Origin of the sequence: Bradyrhizobium barranii subsp. apii (genome assembly GCF_011516635.5) — a bacterium.
Taxonomy (GTDB): Bacteria; Pseudomonadota; Alphaproteobacteria; order Rhizobiales; family Xanthobacteraceae; genus Bradyrhizobium; species Bradyrhizobium barranii.
This window is the reverse complement of the sequence record NZ_CP096255.1, coordinates 457,503-479,581: the sequence shown is the minus strand read 5'-3', so window position 1 is coordinate 479,581 and position 22,079 is coordinate 457,503. Positions and strand designations below refer to the sequence as shown.

Sequence of the window (22,079 nt, the reverse complement as noted above, 5' to 3'; positions counted from 1 at the left end):
ACGGGGAGAGCAAGAGGGCTTAAATCAATCGCACACCTGATATCGCCGACTTCAGCCAGCGCAGGGCCTGCGGCGGCTGGGTCTCGAGCGGCGTGACGATGGCCTTCTCGGTCCGGCACTTCTCCAGCTCGGCGACGAAGTCGGCGGACCATTGCTGGATGGTGTGGCCGCGCAGCTTCTTCATCATCGCGTCCCAGCGCATCTTGCGCTCGGCGAGCGGCATCGCGGCCGCGACCGCGATCGCGCGCGCCATGCCGTCGATGTCGTGCGGATTGACCAGCAGCGCCGTTTCGAGCTCGTTGGCGGCGCCGGCGAACTTCGACAGCACCAGCACGCCGGGATCGGCCGGGTTCTGCGCGGCGACATATTCCTTGGCGACGAGGTTCATGCCGTCATGCAGCGGCGTCACCACGCCGATCTGCGCGGTGCGGTAGAGACCCGCGAGCACGGTCTGGCTGAAGCCCTTGTTGAGGTAGCGGATCGGCGTCCAATCGACCTCGCCGTGGCGGCCGTTGACGTCGGTGACGAGACGCGCGACCTCGTTCTGGAGATTGCCATAGGCCTCGATCGCACCGCGCGAGGGGTTGGCGATCTGGAGCAGCGAGATGCTGCGCGCGAACTGCGGATGCTCGGTCCAGAGCCGGTCGAACGCGCTGATGCGATTGACGAGACCCTTGGAATAGTCGAGCCGGTCGACGCCGATCGCGAGCCGCTCGCCGTTGAGACTGCGGCGCAGCCGCGACACGTCGGGATGCGAAGCCGACTTCGCGGCGTAAGCCGCGAACTTCTCCGCATCGATGCCGATCGGAAAGACCTCGCAACGCGTACGGCCATGCTGCGAGATCACAACGCCGTCTTCGACGGCGAGGCCGAGCTCGCCCGCGACATAGCCGAGAAAATTCTGGCAATCTTCATTGGTCTGGAAGCCGAGCAGATCGTAGGCCAGCATCGCCGTGATCAGTTCGCGATGATTGGGCACGCCCTGCATCACCGCGGTAACCGGCCACGGCGTGTGCAGGAAGAAGCCGATCGGATCGTCGACGCCGAGATCGCGCAGCTCCGCGCCGAGCGCGAGGAAATGATAATCCTGCACCCAGAACGCCGTTTTCGCTTTCCGGAAGCGCATCAAGGCGCGCGCCATGAAGGCGTTGACCTCGCGATAGCTGACATAGTCGTCTCGCGAGACGCGGATCAGATCGCTGCGCGAATGCAGGGCCGGCCACAGCGCCGAATTGGCAAAGCCTTCGTAATAACCGCCGTAGTGCGCCGCCGGCAGATCCAGCGTCGCAATCGCGCCCGAGCCCAGCGCTTCGATCTCGGCAAACGGTTCCTTCTGATGGCCGTCACGCACGCGGCCTGACGAACCCACCCAGATAGCACCCGAATGTTCCACGACGGGAAGCAACGCCGCAGCCAAGCCACCCGTCATGGGTTCGTTGGGTTTGCCGCGCGCAACTCGATTCGAAACGACGACTAAGTTCACAGGCCGTCCCCTCCTGTTCATTCCACCCCGTTTAACTGCCGTTCATCAATATGGTTCCTGATCATCATTTGTACGAATTGAAACCAAAATCAGGCGCGTGCGTTGGAACCAGTTTTCCTCCAGGGAACCCGGCGGTTTCACTCAACAAAGTCAATTTTCGTCGCTGTGTTGCCCAGCATGAATTGCGCGCGCGAGGGAACTACGCGAGCGACAATGTGGCCCCGAGGTGTCGGTGCCTTATTCCAACCTTGTATCGTCGAGCAGACGCGCGAGGAACGCGCGTACATCCTTCGGCTCGTCGAAATGGCCGTTGACGCCGACGGCGCGGCGGCCGACCGAGAAGGACAGCCCGTTCATGTCGGGCATGATCGCGAACACGGTCTCATCGGTAACGTCGTCGCCGATGAAAATCGGACGGCGCCCTTTGAAGGGCTCATGCTTCATCAATTCGCGTACGCCGGTGGCCTTGGTGAAGCCGGAATGCTTGATCTCGCAAACGAACTTGCCGGGTAAAATTTCGATCGGCGCGCTGGGCAGATCGGCACGGATCAGCGAGACGGCTTCGAAGATCGCCTTCTCCGCATGCGGCGCGAGACGATAATGCAGCGCCAGCGAATAGCCCTTGTCCTCGAGTAGAATGCCGGGGCTGAGCTTTGCAATCGCAGCCAGGCGACGCTTCAGCTCCTTGTCCATCGGCGGCGCATGCACGTCGTCGGCCTCATTGCCCACCGACAGGCGCATTTCCGCGCCGTGACCGGCGACCGCGCGAAACACGTCGGGTGCGAAGATCAGGTCGATGTCGTTGAGCGAACGGCCGCTGACCATCGCCAGCGCGCCGGACGTGCGCTCGGTCAACAGGTTCAGCGTTTCCGACAGGCCCGGCGGCACCCACACCTCGCGCGGCGTCGGCATCAGGTCGAGCAGCGTGCCGTCGATGTCGAGCAGGATCGCGGTCTCGCCGAGATGCGGCACGAGCGCATGCGGCACCGGCACCGCGTCGGGCGCTTCTTCGTCAACCATGGGGCGCTTCTGATCCAATTCCGCGAGCTCCGATTTCATAGTCTACTCCATAAAGGCAAGCGGCCGCGCGATTTGTTCGAGCGATTTGCGTTCCGCGGCGACGGCGTAGCGCCACGCCACGATCGCAGCCACGATCATCAGGAAGGCCCCCAGCAAATAGCCCGCGAACACGCTGGTGCGTGATCCCGTGTCGATCAGCGCGCCGAACAGCGCGGGCCCGATCACGCCGCCGATGCCGGTGCCGATTGCGTAGAACACCGCAATCGCCAGCGCGCGCACTTCCAGAGGGAACGTCTCGCTGACGGTCAGGTAGGCCGCGCTCGCGGCGGGCGAGGCAAAGAAGAAGATCACCATCCAGGCAATGGTCTGCCCCTGCGCGCTCAGCGCGCCGATCGAGAACAGATAGCCCGAGAGCGCCAGCAGCACGCCCGACACGCCGTAGGTAAACGTAATCATGACGCGGCGGCCGAGCGTGTCGAACAGGCGCCCGAGCAGCAGCGGCCCGAGGAAGTTGCCGGCGGCGAACGGCAGGAGATACCAGCCGACATGCTCGGCGCTGATGCCGTAGAAGTCGGTCAGCACCAGCGCGAAGGTGAAGAAGATCGCGTTGTAGAAGAACGCCTGCGCGCTCATCAGCACGAGGCCGACCAGGGAGCGCTGACGATAGACGAAGAACAGCGTGTGCACGACCTCCCTGATCGGAGTGTGGTCGCGCATCTTCAGGCGTATTTTGGTGAAGCGGCCATCGCTCGCATGCCGGTCATGCCCGATCACAGAGCGCTCGATCTCGTCCACGATGGCGTGGGCCTGGTCGGGCCGGCCGTGGATCATCAGCCAGCGCGGGCTCTCCGGAATCCACATCCGCATCAACAGCACGACGAGGCCAAGGGTCGCGCCGATGAGATAGGCGAGGCGCCAGCCGAGATCGGGACCGATCAATGCGGGATCGAGCAGCACGATGGCCGCCACCGCGCCCATCGCCGCGCCGATCCAGAAACTGCCGTTGATGACGAGGTCGGTCCAGCCGCGATAGCGCGCCGGCACCAGTTCCTGGATCGTCGAGTTGATCGCAGTGTATTCGCCGCCGATGCCGGCGCCGGTGAGAAAACGAAACAGCGCGTAACTCGCGACATTCCACGACAAGGCGGTCGCGGCGGTCGCGGAGAGATAAAGCGCCAGTGTGATGAAGAACAGCTTCTTGCGGCCGATGCGGTCGGTGAGCCAGCCGAAGCCGAGCGCGCCGAGCACCGCACCGGCAAGATACGCGGAATTGGCGATACCGAGATCGAGATTGGAGAATTGCAGCGACGGACTCTGCTTCAACGCGCCGGAGAGCGCGCCCGCCAGCGTCACCTCGAGCCCGTCGAGGATCCAGGTGATCCCGAGCGCCAGCACGACGCGGGTATGAAAGCCGCTCCACGGCAGCGCATCGAGCCGCGCGGGAATGCTGGTCTCGATGATGCGGTCAGCCGCGACCGCCGCAGAGACTGCAGGTCCATAATTCAGCGCTGGGCTTTGCTGCAATTCCATCGCGTTGCTGGGTCTAACCAATGGAAGCGGCCCCGGTTCACATGGTGTGGACGGGGGCGTTCCGATCATGGAGGTGCGGCATTCCGCCTGCCACCTGCGACAACGCCTGCGGCAAAGGCGGGTTCCCGCGGGAACAGCGCTTGGGATCGTCCGTTTCCGATGGAGCCGCTGGGAGTTGACGCATGGCTCACGTCAGAAAGACGACACATTCGCGCAAAACCTGGAGCGCGCGAAGGTGGAGTTGAAGCGGACGTTCGGGAGGGAGTGAGACTCGCGCTCTTTACCCCCCGTCGTCCCGGACAAGCGAAGCGCAGATCCGGGACCATAACCACAGGGAGTGGTTTGGCGAAGACTTGGAGTTACCACCGTCCGTCTCAACTATCCGCTGGGAGTATGGATCCCGGATCGGCGCGCGCCTAAGGGCGCGCTTGTCCGGGACGACAGCGGAGTATGAGGCGATAGCGAGGTCTTCAAGCGCCAAGCGCCTGACGCGCGGCGAGCCTTACGCGGCCCTGATATTGCCCATAAAGCGATCGAGCTCGGCGCGCAGGCGCGTGCTTTCGGATGACAGCGTCTTGGCCGAGTTCAGCACCTCTTCCGAGGCCGAACCGGTTTCGGCGGCGCCGCGATTGACCTGACCGATGTCGGTGGCTGCGGTCTGTGTGCCCTGCGCAACGGTCTGGACGCTGCGGGCGATTTCCTGCGTCGCGGCGCCCTGCTGCTCGACGGCGCTCGCAATCGACGTCGAGATCGACGAGATCTGGCCGATGGTCGCGCCGATCTCCTTGATCGCGGCGACCGACTCGGCCGTCGCGCCCTGCATCCCCGTAATGTGGGAGGAGATTTCGTCGGTTGCCTTCGCGGTCTGACTAGCCAGCGACTTCACTTCGCTTGCGACCACGGCAAAGCCGCGGCCGGCCTCGCCCGCGCGCGCCGCCTCGATGGTGGCGTTGAGCGCAAGAAGATTGGTCTGCTCGGCGATCGCCGTGATCAGCTTGACCACTTCGCCGATCTGCTGGGCGGCGTGCGACAGCTTGCCGATGCGGCCGTCGGTTTCCTTCGCCTGCACCACGGCAGCTTCCGCGATGCGGCTGGAGTCGCGCACCTGACGGCCGATCTCCTCGACGGAGGCCGAGAGCTCTTCGGTGGCGGTTGCGACCGACTGCATGTTGCTGGAGGCCTGCTCGGAGACACCGGCGACCTGGCTCGACAGGCTCTGCGTGGTCTCGGCGGTGCGGGTCAGCGTGGAGGCCGCCGACTCGAGCTGCACGGCGGAGGCCGAGACGTTGGAGACGATGGCGCCGACGGCGCTCTCGAAATCGTCGGCAAAGCGAATCAGCTCGGAGCGGCGGCTTGCGGCCTGCTCCCGGTTCTGGGCTTCGCTGGCGGCGGCATCGCGCTCGGCTTTCGCGACAGCCTGAACCTTGAATTCCTCGACTGCACCGGCCATTTCGCCGATCTCGTCCTTGCGGCCCAGGCCCGGCAACACGACGTCGAAATTGCCGGACGCGAGCTCGCGCATCGCCTTGCACATCGCGATCATCGGACGCGAGATGCCGTTGCCGAGCATCAGGGCCAGCACGGCGCCAATGGCGAGGCCGCCGAGCGCCATCATCAGCATCAGCCGTTCGGTCTCGGTGATGGTGGAGTTGGCGCTCGCTTCGATGCGCTGCTGATCCGAGGTCAGATCGGACCGCAACTCGGCCGAGAGCTTGAGAATGCCCGCCGCCGTCTTGGTCATCTCGCCGTTCAACTTGACGATGATCTTCACGTTCTCGGTCAGCTTCGAGAAAGAGGTGCGGTACTGCTTCAGCAGGTTGCCGATCTCGGTGACGCGGTCGGTGATCTTCTGGTCATTGGCATAGATCGAGACCAGCAGGGTCTCCAAAAACTTGATGCGGGCGATCACGCCGTCGGCGGTCTTCGGCTCCGGCTTGGCGACGAAGGCGCTGACCGAGGTCGAGACCGCGAGATATTGCGAGGTGACGTCCTTGGCCGTGGTCTGAACCGAGTTCAGCCCTGCCAGCGCGGCCGTATCGGCGAGATCGTCGAACTTGAAGCGAATCTTGTTGCCGACGCTGTTGAGCTCGTCGGCGGCGATCTTGTTGTTCTCGCGCGTCAGCGTGATGATCTCACCGAACACCTTGGTGAAGCGCTGGAATTCGGCCTCGAGCTTGCCGACCTGCTCGCGGCGCGCCGCGCCGGTCGTGGCCGCCACCGACTTGGCGATCGCGCCCTTCAGATTCTCTTCGGCGGCCTTGGCCGCGGTCTCGTCATCGGTCGCGCCCGTTAGCGTATAGGCCCGCGCCAGTCCCTGATAGGCGATCAGCTCGCGGTCCACGGTCCGCGCGAGGTCCGCTTCCGACACGCTGGCCCGGTAGGAGGCGACGGCGGCCTGGATCCGCTCGAAGCCGAAATAGGCGAAAGCCATGCTGACGGCGAGGATGGCCAGCACCGCCACGAAGCCGAGGATGATTTTTGCACGAAAACGCAGGGTGAAGAGCTTCGATGTGTTCGGCGTCGACTTGACGGGCATTCCCCACCCCATTCCATTCGCGGAAAACCAGGCGCAGCCCGGAAGCAGCCCGCTTCCTGACTCGTGAGCACGGTAGAGTGCAAAGGATAAGCGGCGGTAAATGTGGGGGACCGCAACTTGCGGTTCGGTGACGCGGGCCCAGGTCCTCTCCGCTCGTCATCCCGGACAAGCGTAGCGAGGTTCGCCGGGACGACAGCGGAGGATGGCGCGACCGCGAGGGCCTCAGGCGTAGCGCAGCTACGCCGCCCGGATATTCCCCATGAACCGGTCGAGCTCGGCGCGCAGGCGCGTGCTTTCGCTGGATAGGGTTTTGGCCGAATTCAGGACCTCCTCCGAGGCCGAGCCGGTTTCGGCGGCGCCGCGGTTGACCTGGCCGATGTCGGTGGCGGCGGTCTGGGTGCCCTGCGCGACGGTCTGGACGCTGCGGGCAATCTCCTGCGTCGCGGCGCCCTGCTCTTCCACGGCGCTCGCGATCGAGGTCGAGATCGACGAAATCTTGCCGATGGTGGCGCCGATCTCCTTGATCGCCGCGACCGATTCGGCGGTCGCGCCCTGCATGCCCGCGATGTGCGAGGAAATCTCGTCGGTGGCCTTCGCGGTCTGGCTGGCCAGCGACTTCACTTCGCTGGCGACCACGGCAAAGCCGCGGCCGGCCTCGCCCGCGCGCGCCGCCTCAATGGTGGCGTTGAGCGCAAGAAGGTTGGTCTGCTCGGCTATCGCGGTGATCAGTTTGACCACCTCGCCGATCTGCTGGGCGGCGTGCGACAGCTTGCCGATCCGGCCGTCGGTTTCCTTGGCCTGGACCACCGCAGCTTCGGCGATGCGGCTGGAATCGCGGACCTGGCGGCCGATCTCCTCGACGGAGGCCGAAAGCTCTTCGGTCGCGGTTGCGACCGACTGCATGTTGCTCGAGGCCTGCTCGGACACGCCGGCAACCTGGCTCGACAGGGTCTGCGTGGTTTCGGCGGTTCGAGTCAGCGTGGAAGCCGCCGATTCGAGCTGCACGGCGGAAGCCGACACGTTCGACACGATGGCGCCGACCGCGCTTTCAAAGTCATCGGCGAAGCGAATCAGCTCGGAACGGCGTGCGGTGGCCAGTTCCTTGTTCTGGGCTTCGCTGGCGGCGGCGTCGCGCTCGGCCTTGGCCACGGCCTGAACCTTGAATTCCTCGACCGCGCCGGCCATCTCGCCGATCTCGTCCTTGCGGCCGAGGCCCGGCAGCACGACGTCGAAATTGCCCGACGCGAGCTCGCGCATCGCCTTGCACATCGCGATCATCGGACGCGAGATGCCGGTGCCGAGCAGAAAGGCGAGGATCGCGCCGAGCAGCGTGCCGCCGACGGCCAGCATCAGCACCAGTTGCTCGGTCCGTCCGATGGTCGCTTCCGACTCCGAATCCAGCCGCTGCTGTTCGGCGACGAGGTCCGCCTTCATCGCGGTGGCGCCTTGCAGGATCGCGCCGGCCGAACCGCTCATCTCGGTGACGAGCTCATCCACCATCTTGGCATTCGCGATCAGCTTCTCCAGCGCTTCGCGATAAGCCACGAGGATGGTCTTGGCGTCCTTCAGGCCGGCGACGATCTTGTCGTCCATGGAATAGACCGCGCCGAGCGAATTCTCGACGAATTTCAGCCGCGCCAGCGCGCTGGTCGCGATCGCCTGGTCGGAGGTCAGCACGAAATTGGTGGCTGCGGCGCTCGCGGTCTGGAACTGGGCGTTGACCTGCTTGGTGCCGAACTCGATCGACTGCGCCTCGGAATCGGAGGCGTTGTTGCCGATATCGTCAAGCTTGTATTTCAGGAGATTGGCTTGGCGCGTCAGCTGGTTCTGCACCAGCAGCGCACTGTCGCGCTTGGCCTGGAGGACCTTTGCGAAGGTCGCAGAGAAGTTGGAGAATTCCTTGGCGAGCTTGTTGAGGCCCTCCTGCCGCGCCGGCTTCTGGGCACTCTTGACCGCCTGATCGATGGCGCTCTTCAGGCCGGTCTCGGCGTCCAGCGCTGCCTTGGCATCGTCCTCCTTGCCGGTGACAACGAAATAACGGACTGCCGAGCGGTAGGCGAGCAGCTCGCGGTCGATGTTGCGGGCGAGATCGGCCTCGGTGACGCTGCTGCGGTAGGACCCGACCCCGGCCGAGACCCGCTCGAAGCCGAAATAGGAGAAAGCCATGCTGCCGGCGGAGATCACCAGCACCGCGGTGAAGCCGAGGATGATTTTGGCGCGGAACCGGAGGGTCGGAAATATTGTACGCTTCGACGGCGACGCGATACGCCCGGACATTCCAACCCCCATTTTCTATTCAGCCGTGATCCGGAGGCGCCCCGCCCCCGGACCCGGATGCGCAAAACTAGGGCAGAATGGATAAAGGGCGGTAAATTCGCCGCACCTGCGCAATTTCCGGCTTTGTCGGCCAAAAGCCGACCGGATGGGATGACGGCTGGCATCCCACATGGGCCAGCCATTTTGCGGCGGTCGACCCGCTTCGCCGGCCCAAGTCATTGCCCGATCGTCGGGATCGATGACTTTTCCATGACCGGCGTGACCAAAATCCTAGTTGCAATGTCCGGGGGCGGCGGTCTCTAATTAGAAACAATCAAAATCAATCCGGGGAGGTATGTTCCGTGTCTACAGTCAAACTGACGGTGAACGGCAAGGCCGTTGCCGTCGACGTCGAGGACCGCACGCTGCTGGTCCAGCTCCTGCGGGATCACCTCAACCTCACCGGGACCCATGTCGGCTGCGATACCAGCCAGTGCGGCGCCTGCGTCGTACACGTGGACGGCAAGGCGGTGAAATCCTGCACCATGCTGGCGGGCCAGGCCGACGGCGCCAGCGTCACCACCATCGAAGGCATCGCCAAAGGCGACGAGCTGCACCCGATGCAAGCCGCCTTCCGCGACAATCACGGCCTGCAATGCGGCTATTGCACGCCGGGCATGATCATGTCGGCGATCGACATCGTGCACCGCCATGGCGGCCAACTCGACGAGCCCACGGTCCGCCACGAGCTCGAAGGCAATATCTGCCGCTGCACCGGCTACCACAACATCGTCAAAGCCGTGCTGGACGCAGCCGGGCGCATGAAGGTCTCGCAGGCGGCCGAGTAAAGCGGCGCGCCTCGAATAAAGAACCACCGCTGCTGCTTTCGAGGGAAAGCGCAGTCAAGACAATTCCGGTCGGGAGGACCAGACATGGGTGTTGAAGGCATCGGCGCGCGCGTCGTGCGCAAGGAAGACAAGCGTTTCATTACCGGCAAGGGCCGTTACGTCGACGACATCAAATTACAGGGCATGACCCATGCCCATTTCATCAGAAGCCCGCATGCGCACGCCAAGGTGAAGAAGATCGATTCTTCCGCCGCGCTGAAGATGCCGGGCGTGGTCGCAGTGCTCACCGGACAGGAGATCGTCGACGACAAGGTCGGCAATCTCATCTGCGGCTGGGCCATCACCTCCAAGGACGGCAGCCCGATGAAGATGGGCGCATGGCCCGCGATGGCGCCCGAGACGGTGCGCTTCGTCGGCCAGGCCGTCGCAGTCGTGATCGCCGACAGCAAGAACCTGGCGCGCGACGCGGCCGAAGCCGTGGTCGTGGAGTACGAGGAACTGCCGGCAGTCGCCGACGTCCACGCCGCGATCAAGGCCGGCGCACCGCAGCTTCACCCTGAGGCACCCGGCAACCAGGTCTATGACTGGGTGATCGGCGACGAGGGCGCGACAGATGCCGCCTTCGCCAAGGCGGCCAATGTCGTCAAGCTCGACGTCACCAACAACCGCCTCGCCCCGAACGCGATGGAGCCGCGCGCGGCGATCGCCGACTATGACGCGGCGGAAGAGCACTTCACGCTCTATACCACGTCGCAGAACCCGCACGTCGCCCGCCTTGTGCTGTCGGCGTTCTACAACATCGCCCCCGAGCACAAGCTGCGCGTGATCGCCCCCGACGTCGGCGGCGGCTTCGGCTCAAAAATCTTCATCTATCCCGAGGAGATGGTGGCGCTGTGGGCCTCGAAGAAGGTCGGCCGCCCCGTAAAATGGACCGGCGACCGCACCGAGGCCTTCCTCACCGATGCGCATGGCCGTGACCACGTCACCCATGCCGAAATGGCGTTCGACGCCAACAACAAGATCACCGGCTTGAAGGTGAAGACCTACGCCAATTTCGGCGCCTACATGTCGCTGTTCTCCTCGTCGGTCCCGACCTATCTCTACGCGACGCTGCTGTCGGGCCAGTACAACATCCCGGCGATCCATGCCGAGGTGGTCGGGGTCTACACCAACACCACGCCGGTCGACGCCTATCGCGGCGCGGGCCGCCCCGAGGCGAGCTACCTGATCGAGCGGCTGATGGAGACGGCCGCGCGGCAGTTGAAGGTCGATCCGGCCCAGCTGCGCCGGAGCAACTTCATCACCCAGTTCCCGCACCAGACGCCCGTGATCATGGCCTATGACACCGGCGACTTTAACGCCTCGCTCGACGCCGCGATGAAGGCGATCGACTATGCCGGCTTCGCAGCCCGCAAGGCCAAGGCGAAGGCGGACGGCAAGCTGCGCGGCATCGGCGTGTCCTGCTACATCGAGGCCTGCGGCATCGCGCCCTCGAAGGCGGTCGGCAGCCTCGGCGCCGGCGTCGGCTTATGGGAATCCGCCGAAGTGCGGGTCAACCCGGTCGGCACCATCGAGATCCTGACGGGCTCGCACAGCCACGGCCAGGGTCACGAGACCACGTTCTGCCAGCTCGTCGCGGAGCGCCTGGGCGTTCCCATCAGCCAGGTCTCGATCGTCCATGGCGACACCGACAAGGTGCAGTTCGGCATGGGCACCTACGGCTCGCGCTCCGCGGCCGTCGGTCTCACCGCGATCCTGAAGGCCATGGAGAAGATGGAGTCCAAGGCCAAGAAGATCGCAGCGCATGCGCTCGAAGCGTCCGAGGGCGACATCGTCATCGAGAACGGCGAGTTCAAGGTGGCCGGTACCGACAAGGCGATCGCCTTCCCGATGGTCGCGCTCGCGGCCTACACCGCGCACAATCTGCCTGACGGGATGGAGCCGGGCCTGAAGGAAAGCGCCTTCTACGATCCGACCAACTTCACCTTCCCGGCCGGCGCCTACATCTGCGAACTCGAGGTCGATCCCGGCACCGGCAAGACCTCCTTCGTCAACTTCGTCGCCGCCGACGATTTCGGCCGGCTGATCAACCCGATGATCGTCGAGGGACAGGTCCATGGCGGCCTTGCCCAGGGCATCGGGCAGGCGCTGCTCGAGCACGCCATCTACGATGCCAACGGCCAGCCGGTCACGGCCTCGTTCATGGACTACTCCATGCCGCGCGCCGACGACCTGCCCTCGTTCAACCTCTCCCACACCACGACGCTGTGCCCGGGCAATCCCCTGGGCATCAAGGGTTGCGGTGAGGCCGGCGCGATCGGCGCCTCTGCGGCCGTGATCAACGCGATCACGGATGCGATCGGCAAGAACAACCTGGAAATGCCCGCAACCCCGGACCGGGTGTGGCGCACGATCCACGCGGCCTGAGAGGAGCAACAAGATGTACCAGACCACTTATCATCGCCCCTCCTCGGTCGACGAGGCCGTCGCCCTGTTCGGCAAGAGCAGTGAGGCGAAATTCCTCGCCGGCGGCCAGACCTTGCTGCCGGTCATGAAGCAGCGGCTCGCCAGCCCGTCCGACGTGATCGATCTCGGCAAGATCAAGGAGCTGCAGGGCGTCGAGCTCTCGGGCGACGTGCTGACCATCAAGGCCGGCACGACCTATTTCGACATCATGCAGAATGCCGACGTGAAGAAGGCGATCCCCGCGATCGCCTATCTCACCTCGGTGCTCGGCGATCCCGCCGTGCGTTATCGCGGCACGATCGGCGGCTCGATTGCCAACAACGATCCCGCCGCGGATTATCCGGCCGCGCTGCTGGCGCTCGGTGCCACCGTCAAGACCAACAAGCGGTCGATCTCGGCCGAGGACTTCTTCCAGGGCCTGTTCACGACGGCGCTGGAAGACGGCGAGATCATCACCGCAGTGTCGTTCCCGGTGCCGGCGAAGGCGGGCTACGAAAAGATGCGGCATCCGGCCTCACGCTTCGCGCTGACCGCCGTGTTCGTCGCGCAGACGAAGTCGGGCGAGATCCGTGTTGCCGCCACCGGCGCCTCGCAGAGCGGCGTGATGCGGGTCCCCGCGATCGAAGCCGCGCTGAAGGCGAACTGGTCGCCGTCGGCGCTCGACAATGTCAGCATTCCGGCGAGCGGATTGCTGGCCGATATCCACGGCACGGCCGAATACCGCGCCAACCTCGTCAAGGTGATGGCGCAGCGCGCGGTGGCCGCCGCGGGCTGATCGCGTCGATAAAGCGCGACAGCGCGTCGCGCCTTAGCGCCTCAACACAAATCTTCCGCGGCGCGCAGCAATGCGCGCCGCTTTTATTATGCGCCCATGCATGAAAACCGCTTGCCTCGCGGACATGAAGGCGAGAAAAGTTAATCAGCCAATTAACTCGCCCCCAAAGAGGAACGTCAAAGGCGATTGCCCGACCACCGGAATTCGCCGGCGACCCGAGGAAACAACAACGTGCTCGATAAACCAGCGCCCACCTCCTCCGTCCGCACCTCCGGCCCGCTCTCGGGTTTCCGTGTCGTCGAATTCGCCGGCATCGGACCCGGCCCATTCGCCTGCATGATGCTCGCCGACATGGGCGCCGATGTCGTCACGCTCGATCGCGTCGGTGCGAAGAAGAGCATGAAGTCGGTCGCGGGCCGCGGCCGCAAGGTGATCGAGCTCGACCTCAAGGACAAGGCGGCGATCGCAGAGGTGCTCGACCTGCTTGCCAGCGCCGACGCGCTGGTCGAGGGCTTTCGTCCCGGCGTGATGGAGCGGCTTGGACTCGGGCCCGACGTCGTGCTCGCGCGCAATCCCAAACTCGTCTACGGCCGCATGACCGGCTGGGGCCAGGAAGGCCCGCTCGCCAACGCCGCCGGCCACGACATCAATTACATCTCGATCACCGGCGCGCTGGCCGCGATCGGCACCAAGGAAGCCCCGGTGCCGCCGCTCAATTTGGTCGGCGATTTCGGCGGTGGCGCGCTCTATCTCGTCGTCGGCGTTCTCGCCGCCCTCCTCGAAGCGCAAAGGTCCGGCAAGGGCCAGGTCGTGGACGCCGCGATGTGCGACGGCGCGGCATCGCTGATGTCGTTCTTCTTCGACATGAAGACGATCGGCCGCTGGAGCGAGGGGCGCAACCAGAACTTCCTCGACGGCGGCGCACATTTCTACGGCGTCTATGAATGTGCCTGCGGGCACTTCGTCTCGATCGGCTCGATCGAACCGCAGTTCTACGCGCTGCTGCGCGAGCACGCGGGCCTGACCGATGCCGACTTCGACGCGCAGATGAACCCCAAGGCCTGGCCCGCGCTGAAGCAGAAATTGCAGGCCGTGTTTAGGAGCAAGACCCGCGAGGACTGGTGCAGGATCATGGAAGGCACCGACATCTGCTTCGCGCCGGTGCTCACCATGTCGGAAGCGACCGAGCATCCGCACATGGTCGCCCGCAACGTCTTCCTCGAACGCCACGGCGTGAAGCAGCCCGCGCCCGCGCCGCGGTTCTCACGCACGCCGTCGGCGGTGCGGGAGCCGGAGGGCGCGGAGATTGGTGCGGTGATGGCTGCGTGGAAGAGGTAGATCTAGCCTCGGCAAAGATCGCGTAGGGTGGGCAAAGGCGCGAAGCGCCGTGCCCACCATCTCTCCACAATCCTGATAAAAGTGGTGGGCACGCTTGCGCTTTGCCCACCCTCCGGCAGTGTGCCCGAACGCAGCGACCTACGCCGCCGTATCCACCTTCAACACGCCGCGCCGGATCTGATCCTCCTCGATCGATTCGAACAGGGCCTTGAAGTTGCCCTCGCCAAAACCATCGTCACCCTTGCGCTGGATGAACTCGAAGAAGATCGGGCCGATCGCGTTGGCGGAGAAGATCTGCAGCAGCACCTTGGTCTGACCGCCATCGACCACGCCCTCACCATCGATCAGGATGCCGTTGGTCCGGAGCCGCGCGACGTCCTCGCCGTGCTTCGGCAGGCGCGCATCGATCCGCTCGAAATAGGTCTCCGGCGGTGACGGCATGAAGGGCAGGCCGGCTTCGCGCAGGCCTTCGATGGCGGCGTGGATATCGCGGCAGCCGCAGGCGATGTGCTGGATGCCCTCGCCGCGATAGATATTGAGATATTCCTCGATCTGGCCGGACTCGCCGGCGTCCTCGTTGATCGGAATCCGGATCTTGCCGTCCGGGCTCGTCAGCGCGCGCGAGAACAGGCCGGAGGCGCGGCCCTCGATGTCGAAGAAGCGGATCTGGCGGAAGTTGAACAGCTTTTGGTAGAAGCCCGTCCACACATCCATGCGGCCGCGATGGACGTTGTGGGTGAGATGATCGAGATAGAACAGGCCGGCGCCGACCGGCTTGGGATCGCGTGCCCCCAACCACTCGAACTCGGCATCATAAGCCGAGCCCTTGGCGCCGTAGCAATCGACGAAATAGAGCAGGCTGCCGCCGATGCCCTTGATCGCGGGTACATCAAGCGTCTTCTGCACCGACGACACATCGGCAGGTTCGGCGCCGAGCGCGATCGCACGGTCATAGGCCGCCTTCGCATCGACCACGCGAAACGCCATCGACGGCGCGCAGGGGCCGTGCGCGGCGACGAAGTCGAAGCCGTGGGTGCCGGGCTCCTCGTTGACGAGATAGTTGATGTCGCCCTGGCGATAGACCGTGATCTTCTTGCTCTTGTGGCGGGCGACGGGCGCATAGCCCATCAGCTTGAACAGCGCGTGCAGCTCTTCCGGATTGGGATGCGCATATTCGACGAACTCGAACCCGTCAGTGCCCATCGGATTGTCGGCGGTAATGGTGGCCGGCGGTGCATCGTGCGGAAACGGACCCATGGTGCTCTCCAATTGCTGCTGCCATGAACTATCCTTCACCGGCCGTGCAATGAGCGTGCAAACAGGACGCATTTTGGCTATCATATGCACGATCCGTGCATGACATGGATAAATGACGCATGATCTCAGTAGATGCCTTCGACCTCAAGATCCTGGGCGCGCTCCAGGACGACGGCCGCCTCACCAACCAGGAGCTCGCCGACCTCGCGGGTCTCTCGGCCTCGCAATGCTCGCGGCGGCGGATGCGGCTGGAGGAGGAGAAGGTGATCTCGGGCTATCACGCCGATCTCTCCAGCGAGGCGCTGGGCTTCGGCGTGATCGCCTTTATCCAGGTGGGGCTCGCGACCCACTCGCCGGACAATTCGAAACGCTTCCGCGCCTTGGTCAACCGCATCGACGAGATCCAGGAAGCCTATTCGCTGACGGGCGACGCCGATTACGTGCTCAAAGCCGTGCTGCGCGACCTCAAGGGCCTCTCCAACCTCGTCAACGACGTGCTGATGCCGCACCAGAGCGTGGCGCATGTGCGCTCCTCGATCGTGCTCGACAGGCTGAAGGAGAGCTCGCGGCTGCCGCTGAAGGATTCGAAGGCTGGCTGAAATCGAGGGAACTACGCCATTCGCGCTTCACGCGCCGTCTGCGATGATCAAGCCAATCTGCGGAGATTCAGCCATGGCCCTCCAGCTTCGACCGAACTGCGAATATTGTGACCGCGACCTGCCGCCTGATGCGACGGATGCGCGGATCTGCTCCTATGAATGCACGTTCTGTGCGGATTGCGTCGAGACGAAACTCTCCAACGTCTGCCCGAATTGCGGCGGCGGCTTTGCGCCGCGCCCGATCAGGCCGACGCAGGAGTGGCGGCCGGGCGTGTGCGTCACCAAACACGTGCCGTCCGACAAGCGGGTGCATTTGAAATACAGCCCGGAGGATGTCGCCGCGCATTGCGCGCGGATCAAGGACGTGGCGCCGGAGAGGCGGTAGGCTCTATCCGCACCGTTGAGGCCGTAGGGTGGGCAAAGCGAAGCGTGCCCACCATGACCACCACGACTGCGGAAGAATGGTGGGCACGGCGCTGTTGCGCCTTTGCCCACCCTACGACACCGGAACGCGCGGCTACTCCGCCGCCAAAATCGTCCCCTCGACCTCCCCGAACCCGACCCGGTAGCCGTTGCCCTGGCACCAGCCGCGCATGACGAGGCTGTCGCCGTCTTCCAAAAACGAGCGCTTGGCGCCGCCGGGCAATTCCACCGGCTCGGTGCCGTTCCAGCTGATCTCCAGCAGGCTGCCGCGCTGGTTCTTCTCCGGGCCGGAGATCGTGCCGGACCCAAGGAGATCGGCAACATTCATCGCGCAACCGCTGGAGGCGTGGTGCATGAGCTGCTGCACCGAGGACCAGTACATGTATTTGAAATTGGTGCGGCTGATGCCGGCGGGCGCATTGGCGCCGGCCGCGCGCAAGGAGACGTCGAGCTCGAGATCATAGTTCTGCGGCTTCGCCTGCTTGAGATAATCCAGCGGCACCGGCTCCTGCTCCGGTCCCTTCAGCCGGAACGGCTCCAGCGCCTCGCGCGTCACCACCCACGGGCTGATCGAAGTCGCGAACGCTTTTGCCAGGAACGGCCCGAGCGGCACATATTCCCATTGCTGGATGTCGCGCGCGCTCCAGTCGTTGAGCAGCACGAAACCGAAGATCATCTCCTCGGCCTGTTGCTCGGTCAGCATGCCACCCATGGCTGAGGGCTGGCCGACCACGACGCCCATCTCCAGCTCGAAATCGAGCCGCTTGCACGGTCCGAAGCTGGGCACCTCGACATTCGGCGGCTTCAACTGCCCGCGCGGCCGCTTCACCTTCGTTCCCGAGACCACGACGGTCGAGGCGCGGCCGTTATAGGCGATCGGCATGTGCAGCCAGTTCGGCTGCAGCGCATTGTCCTTGCCGCGGAACATCACGCCGACATTGGTGGCGTGCTCCTTCGACGAATAGAAATCGGTATAGCCGGACACTGCGAACGGCAGATGCAGTTTTGCTTCGCGCATCGGCACCAGGGCCTGCTTGCGCAGCTCCTCATTGTCGCGCAGTTCCGAATGATCGTGACGCAGCAGCTCGCTGATCCGCGCGCGTGTCTTCGTCCAGACTTTTGGTCCGAGCGCCATGAACGGATTGAGCGAGGGGCCGGAGAACACCCCGAGCGGGCCGACGTCGAGCCGGCAATCCTGCTCGAGCGCCCAGAGATCGAACACGTAGTTGCCGATCGCGACACCGACGCGCGGCGTCGGATTGGCCGAGGTCGAGAACACGCCATATGGCAGGTTCTGGATCGGGAAGTCAGAGGCGGGATCGACCTCGATGAAGGAGCGGAGGCTGGGGTCGTTGGGATGGGTTGTCACTTTCGGCCTGGTCCTTTCTTCCTTCTCCCCTTGTGGGAGAAGGTGGCGCGAAGCGCCGGATGAGGGGTCTCTATCCGCGAATTAGACCGCTAGAGAGTCGCGCGCGGAGAGAACCCCTCACCCGGCTGCGCTTCGCGCATCCACCCTCTCCCACAAGGGGCGAGGGTGCACCGTCTGCGCGGAGGGAATCTCCTACCGCCCCAATTCCGTGGCCTTCGCCACGCGGTCGAACCGCTCCAGCGTCATGATCGCGTCGGCAAACTTCTCCGCGCGCGCGTTCAGCACCGGGCGCGCCAGCGTCAGAAACTTCTGCTGCATCGCCTGCGCATCGGGGAAAGAATCCGGCTCGCCCGAGGGATCGGCATAGAGCCGCTCATGCACGCCATCATCCGTCGTGATGCTGACGCGCGCGCCGAACGGATGGGTGCGGCCGACCTCGAGCCGGTCGTCCTGCACCACGTCGAACTTGTCGGCGAGCGCGTCGATGGCGGCGTCGCCCAGGCGGTTGTAGTCGTCCCAGCCGAAGGAGCCCTGGTCGAGCGCGAGCGCGCCGGTGAAGAACATCGAGAACTGGCCGCCGACGATCGAGGTCGGATGCCGCTTGGTCGCGGCATCGCCGGTCAAGGTGATGCCGTTCCGATGCAAGCCGATCTCGACGCGCTTGACCTGGTCCGGCGTCAGATTGTGCTCGCGCCGCATCGCGATCAGCGCGTCGATCGCCGCATGGGTGTAGCGGCAGCTCGGATACGGCTTTACGCCGATCTTCATCGTCTCATAGGTCTTGCCGAGATCGGCCACCGCCTTGTCGGGATGCGCATCGTCGGTATAGCCGGCGAGCAGGCCGTGCTTGCCCTCGACCGATTCAGTAGCGCCGACGAAATCGTTGCGCGCCAGCGTCGCGGCGATCACGCCATTCATCGCGGCGGCGCCGACCTGGTAGCGCTTGTTCCAGGCGCCGTTGACCAGGAATTGCAGCGAGCCCGCGGCCTGGCTGCCGGAGACGCCGAACGCGGCGATGATCTGCTGCTCGGACAGGCCGAACAATTTGCCGGCGGCGGCCGCCGCGCCATAGGTGCCGGCGGTCGCGGTCGGATGGAAGCCGCGCGCATAATGCGAGGTCGGGTCGAGCGCGTTGCCGAGCCGGCAGCAGACCTCATAGCCCGCCACGATCGCGGTCAGCACGTCGCGGCCCGAGGCGCCGACCATCTCGCCGACGGCGAAGGCGGCCGGAACCACCGGCGCGCTCGGATGCAGCGAGGAATCGGCGTGGGTATCGTCGAAGTCGAGGGAATGGCCGAGCGCGCCGTTGAGGAGGGCGGCGACCGCCGGCGTCCAGGTCTTGCTGTCGCCGAACACGGTGGACTCACCCTTGGTGTCGAGCGCGAGCGCTTCCAGCATCTTCAGGATCGAGGGGGTGGATTCCGCCTCGCTGCGGGCCCGATGGATGGCGCTGCCGAGGAAGTCCAGCGTCAGCACCTTGGCGCGATCCAGCACCTCCACCGGAATATCCTGGTATGTCAGATTGACGACATAGGCGGCGAGCGTTGCGGTTTCGTGAGCCATCGTGTTTCCTCGTTTTGGCGCGCAAGTTAGGCGGGCTGATTTGGCCTTTCAAGCGGCCTTGGGGCCGCGGGCATCAGCCATGCTTTTGCCTGGCTTCAAAAGGATCGGGACTTCTGACGATGGCATTTGCAAAACAGCTGTTCGACCGGATCGGGTCGCGGCGGACGCAACTCGGATTGGCGATCCGGGTCACGGTGGCCGCGGTGGCGGCCTATGCGATCGCCACCGCGCTGCATCTGCTGCTGCCGCTCTGGGCCGTCCTGACCTCGCTGATCGTGACCCAGATGAGCGTTGGCCGCTCGCTGAAGGCGACGCGCGACTACGTGCTCGGCACGATCGGCGGCGCCATCTATGGCGGCGCCATCGCGATCCTGATCCCTTATTCGACCGAGGCGGGCCTGTTGGGGCTGCTGGTGCTGGCGGTCGCGCCGCTCGCCTTCGTGGCCGCGATCAACCCAAGCCTCAACGCCGCGACGGTGACCGCGATCATCGTGCTGCTGGTTCCGACCATGCATCATTCAGATCCCCTGGCGTCGGCGATCGACCGCGTCAGCGAGGTCGGGGTCGGCGCCATCACTGGCCTGCTGGTCTCATTCCTGGTGTTGCCGTCCCGCGCCGTGCGGCAGATCCGCGCCAGCGCGGCCACGCTGCTCGAACTGATCGCGGATGCCTTCACCGAACTGCTCGCGGGGCTCACGCGCGGCCGCGACAACGACGCGTTGCACCGGATCCAGGACGGCATCGGCACGGCAATGGTGGGCATGAACGCGATCGGCGCCGAAGCCGAGCGTGAGCGCTCCGTGCGACTGTCGAGCGGGCCCGACACCGGCCCGCTGCTGCGCACCGTGCTGCGCTTGCGCCATGACGTCGTGATGATCGGCCGTGCCACGGTGGTGCCGCTGCCGGCCGAGGTGCAGATGCGGCTTGCAGGCCCGCTGACGGAAGTCTCGACCGTGATCGCGCGCTTCCTTCGCTCCGCGGCTGCTGCCTTGCGCGAGGGCGCCGGCGCGCCGGCGATCCATCCGGTCCACGTCGCGCTCCAGCATTATGCCGAGGCCGTTGCCGCCGTCCGTCATGACGGCCTGATCCGCGGCCAGCCCGGCGACACCGCCGAGCGCTTCTTCGCGATCGGCTTCTCGCTGGAGCAGATGCACCAGAATCTCTGCGATCTCGATCGCGTCGTCGGCGAATGGTCGGAAGCCTCGACCGACAAGTCCGCGCGCGTGGCGGAGTGAGTCGCGTTACAGATCGAAGAACGCGAGTTGCGTTGCGTCGCGCCGCTCGATGCCATCGGTCAGCTTCTTCAGCGCAACGTCAAAACCCGGCTGCTGCTGCTCCAGCTCCCACGCGCCGTCATGGTCCCATTGAAAGCACTGGCCATGGCGTTCGCCCGGCTCGACATGGAGCAGCAGGCAGCGACTGAGCTGTGATGGCTCGGCGACGGGCACCAGGTGTTTCAGCGACACGCCGTATTCCTGACGGAAATAGGCGCAGGCCTCTTCGAGCTCGTCCTCGGAATGGGCAATGAAGTCCAGGACATTGCGAAGCTGCGTGGCGAGTTCATCAGGCGCATAGAAGCGAAGTTCGGACGATGATTCAGGCAGCCGCACCAGCAATTCGGTTTCGCCGCGCGTCAGCAGGAACTTGCGATAGCCATCGGGGAGCCGGACGCCGAGCCCCTGCTCCGCTTTGCTCACGTCCGCTTCGCTCGCCGGCGTACCGGGTTTCCAGCGCCAGCCTTTGCTTGATGTTCCCGCCTTGCGCTGGGCCTCGTAGTCCTCATAACCCGGAAACGCCATGATGTCCTCATAGCCGCCGAACCGCGACCATTGAAAGGCGTCGTCAAAGGCTTCTTCGCGCCGCTCGGGAAAATAGCCGCAGAGCAACTCGGCGCGCTTGAGGATGCGCGTGTGGTTCGGGGCGGTCTTGCAAAGATGCTCGATCGTCTTCAGTGATGCCTCGGGATTGTCGGCCTGAAGATAGACGTCGCTCAACAATTCCAGGATGCGCCCCTCGAGGTCGTTCTCATAGATGGACCACGCATAATGCGGCTGCCCGGCAGCGCGCCGCGCAACGAGCGTATCGCGCGCCTGTTCGGCAAAGCGCACCGCCTGTGCGAGATCTTCACCGGCGACCTTGCCGCGGCGAGCGGCGTGCCAGAGATACAACGGCTCATGTTCGGCCGGCGTGCCCTTGAGCGCGTCGAGCTGCGCGGCCTGCTCGGCCATCGGCGCGCTGAGCGCCAGGATCATCAGCTCATCGAGCCCCTTCTGCCAGTCCGGCTTGGCTCGCGGATTGGGCCCGAGGTCGCGCAGCGTGTAGTTGGTATGATCCGTCTCGACATAGCCGGCCGCGACCAGCTTGGCGACATGGCGGCGGAAAGCCGCTGCGGCGCCGGCGATATCAGGAAATTCCTCGCGCAGGAATTCGTTCGCGTCGGGCTCGCCCTTCCAGTTCATATGAACGCCGATCACCATGGGATCGCTGCCCGGGACCAGCATCAATTCGCGATCGTCATCGCCGGGCGCGCGGTGGAAGAACTTTGCCAGATACATGCGACCCTCCGAACGCGCCACCGGGATCGGGGCGCCACGTCTCAGTCGCAGTTTCAGGGAA

Annotated in this window: 16 protein-coding genes; 7 read left to right on the top strand and 9 right to left on the bottom strand. The window is 64.8% G+C overall.

Translation table 11 applies throughout. The features are described 5' to 3' along the window. Positions 1–19: 19 nt before the first annotated feature. The 5 genes from HAP41_RS02215 to HAP41_RS02195 form a co-directional block, all read right to left on the bottom strand. Complete coding sequence (locus HAP41_RS02215) at positions 20–1,483, bottom strand: trehalose-6-phosphate synthase (RefSeq protein ID WP_166061584.1); 1,464 nt, start codon at positions 1,481–1,483, stop codon at positions 20–22. Positions 1,484–1,720: 237 nt separating this feature from the next. Next, positions 1,721–2,542, bottom strand: a complete 822-nt coding sequence (gene otsB / locus HAP41_RS02210) for a trehalose-phosphatase (RefSeq protein ID WP_166061585.1) — start codon at positions 2,540–2,542, stop codon at positions 1,721–1,723. Positions 2,543–2,545: 3 nt separating this feature from the next. Further along, on the bottom strand, positions 2,546–4,033 hold the full coding sequence (locus HAP41_RS02205; RefSeq protein WP_166105291.1) for an MFS transporter: 1,488 nt from the start codon (positions 4,031–4,033) through the stop codon (positions 2,546–2,548). Between the two features lie 502 nt (positions 4,034–4,535). Further along, a complete protein-coding gene (locus tag HAP41_RS02200; protein WP_063980506.1) occupies positions 4,536–6,569 on the bottom strand; it encodes a methyl-accepting chemotaxis protein in 2,034 nt (677 codons plus the stop codon). Positions 6,570–6,806: 237 nt separating this feature from the next. Beyond that, positions 6,807–8,846 (bottom strand): methyl-accepting chemotaxis protein, encoded by a 2,040-nt coding sequence (locus tag HAP41_RS02195; protein WP_166061586.1) that lies wholly within the window; start codon positions 8,844–8,846, stop codon positions 6,807–6,809. 341 nt (positions 8,847–9,187) lie between these two features. Here HAP41_RS02195 and HAP41_RS02190 point away from each other — a divergent pair, with 341 nt between their 5' ends. From HAP41_RS02190 to HAP41_RS02175, 4 genes are all read left to right on the top strand, one after another. Beyond that, on the top strand, positions 9,188–9,673 hold the full coding sequence (locus tag HAP41_RS02190) for a (2Fe-2S)-binding protein (protein ID WP_166061587.1): 486 nt from the start codon (positions 9,188–9,190) through the stop codon (positions 9,671–9,673). An 84-nt stretch (positions 9,674–9,757) separates the two neighbouring features. Then, positions 9,758–12,100: a xanthine dehydrogenase family protein molybdopterin-binding subunit gene (locus HAP41_RS02185; RefSeq protein WP_166061588.1), complete on the top strand. Its 2,343-nt coding sequence runs from the start codon at positions 9,758–9,760 to the stop codon at positions 12,098–12,100. A gap of 13 nt (positions 12,101–12,113) precedes the next feature. Next, positions 12,114–12,914, top strand: a complete 801-nt coding sequence (locus HAP41_RS02180) for an FAD binding domain-containing protein (protein WP_028149283.1) — start codon at positions 12,114–12,116, stop codon at positions 12,912–12,914. Positions 12,915–13,145: 231 nt separating this feature from the next. Further along, a complete protein-coding gene (locus HAP41_RS02175; protein ID WP_071916985.1) occupies positions 13,146–14,252 on the top strand; it encodes a CaiB/BaiF CoA transferase family protein in 1,107 nt (368 codons plus the stop codon). 138 nt (positions 14,253–14,390) lie between these two features. On the opposite strand, the gene hppD is transcribed toward HAP41_RS02175, so the two are convergent. Continuing rightward, a complete protein-coding gene (hppD, locus tag HAP41_RS02170; protein WP_166061589.1) occupies positions 14,391–15,509 on the bottom strand; it encodes a 4-hydroxyphenylpyruvate dioxygenase in 1,119 nt (372 codons plus the stop codon). Positions 15,510–15,628: 119 nt separating this feature from the next. On the opposite strand from hppD, the gene HAP41_RS02165 reads away from it, so the two are divergent. Together HAP41_RS02165 and HAP41_RS02160 are read left to right on the top strand one after the other, a co-directional pair. Next, positions 15,629–16,108: an Lrp/AsnC family transcriptional regulator gene (locus tag HAP41_RS02165; protein ID WP_166061590.1), complete on the top strand. Its 480-nt coding sequence runs from the start codon at positions 15,629–15,631 to the stop codon at positions 16,106–16,108. Between the two features lie 73 nt (positions 16,109–16,181). Continuing rightward, complete coding sequence (locus tag HAP41_RS02160) at positions 16,182–16,493, top strand: DUF1272 domain-containing protein (protein ID WP_028149287.1); 312 nt, start codon at positions 16,182–16,184, stop codon at positions 16,491–16,493. A 132-nt stretch (positions 16,494–16,625) separates the two neighbouring features. Here HAP41_RS02160 and fahA read toward each other — a convergent pair whose 3' ends face one another. Together fahA and HAP41_RS02150 are read right to left on the bottom strand one after the other, a co-directional pair. Further along, the gene (gene fahA / locus HAP41_RS02155) at positions 16,626–17,900 is read right to left on the bottom strand and encodes a fumarylacetoacetase (protein WP_166061591.1); all 1,275 of its coding nucleotides are present in this window, start codon (positions 17,898–17,900) and stop codon (positions 16,626–16,628) included. 192 nt (positions 17,901–18,092) lie between these two features. Then, positions 18,093–19,463, bottom strand: a complete 1,371-nt coding sequence (locus HAP41_RS02150; RefSeq protein ID WP_248577170.1) for an MmgE/PrpD family protein — start codon at positions 19,461–19,463, stop codon at positions 18,093–18,095. A gap of 119 nt (positions 19,464–19,582) precedes the next feature. On the opposite strand from HAP41_RS02150, the gene HAP41_RS02145 reads away from it, so the two are divergent. Then, positions 19,583–20,698, top strand: coding sequence for an FUSC family protein (locus HAP41_RS02145; RefSeq protein WP_166061593.1), 1,116 nt, complete (start codon positions 19,583–19,585; stop codon positions 20,696–20,698). 6 nt (positions 20,699–20,704) lie between these two features. On the opposite strand, the gene HAP41_RS02140 is transcribed toward HAP41_RS02145, so the two are convergent. Next, positions 20,705–22,018: an SMI1/KNR4 family protein gene (locus tag HAP41_RS02140; RefSeq protein ID WP_166061594.1), complete on the bottom strand. Its 1,314-nt coding sequence runs from the start codon at positions 22,016–22,018 to the stop codon at positions 20,705–20,707. Between the last annotated feature and the right edge of the window lie 61 nt (positions 22,019–22,079).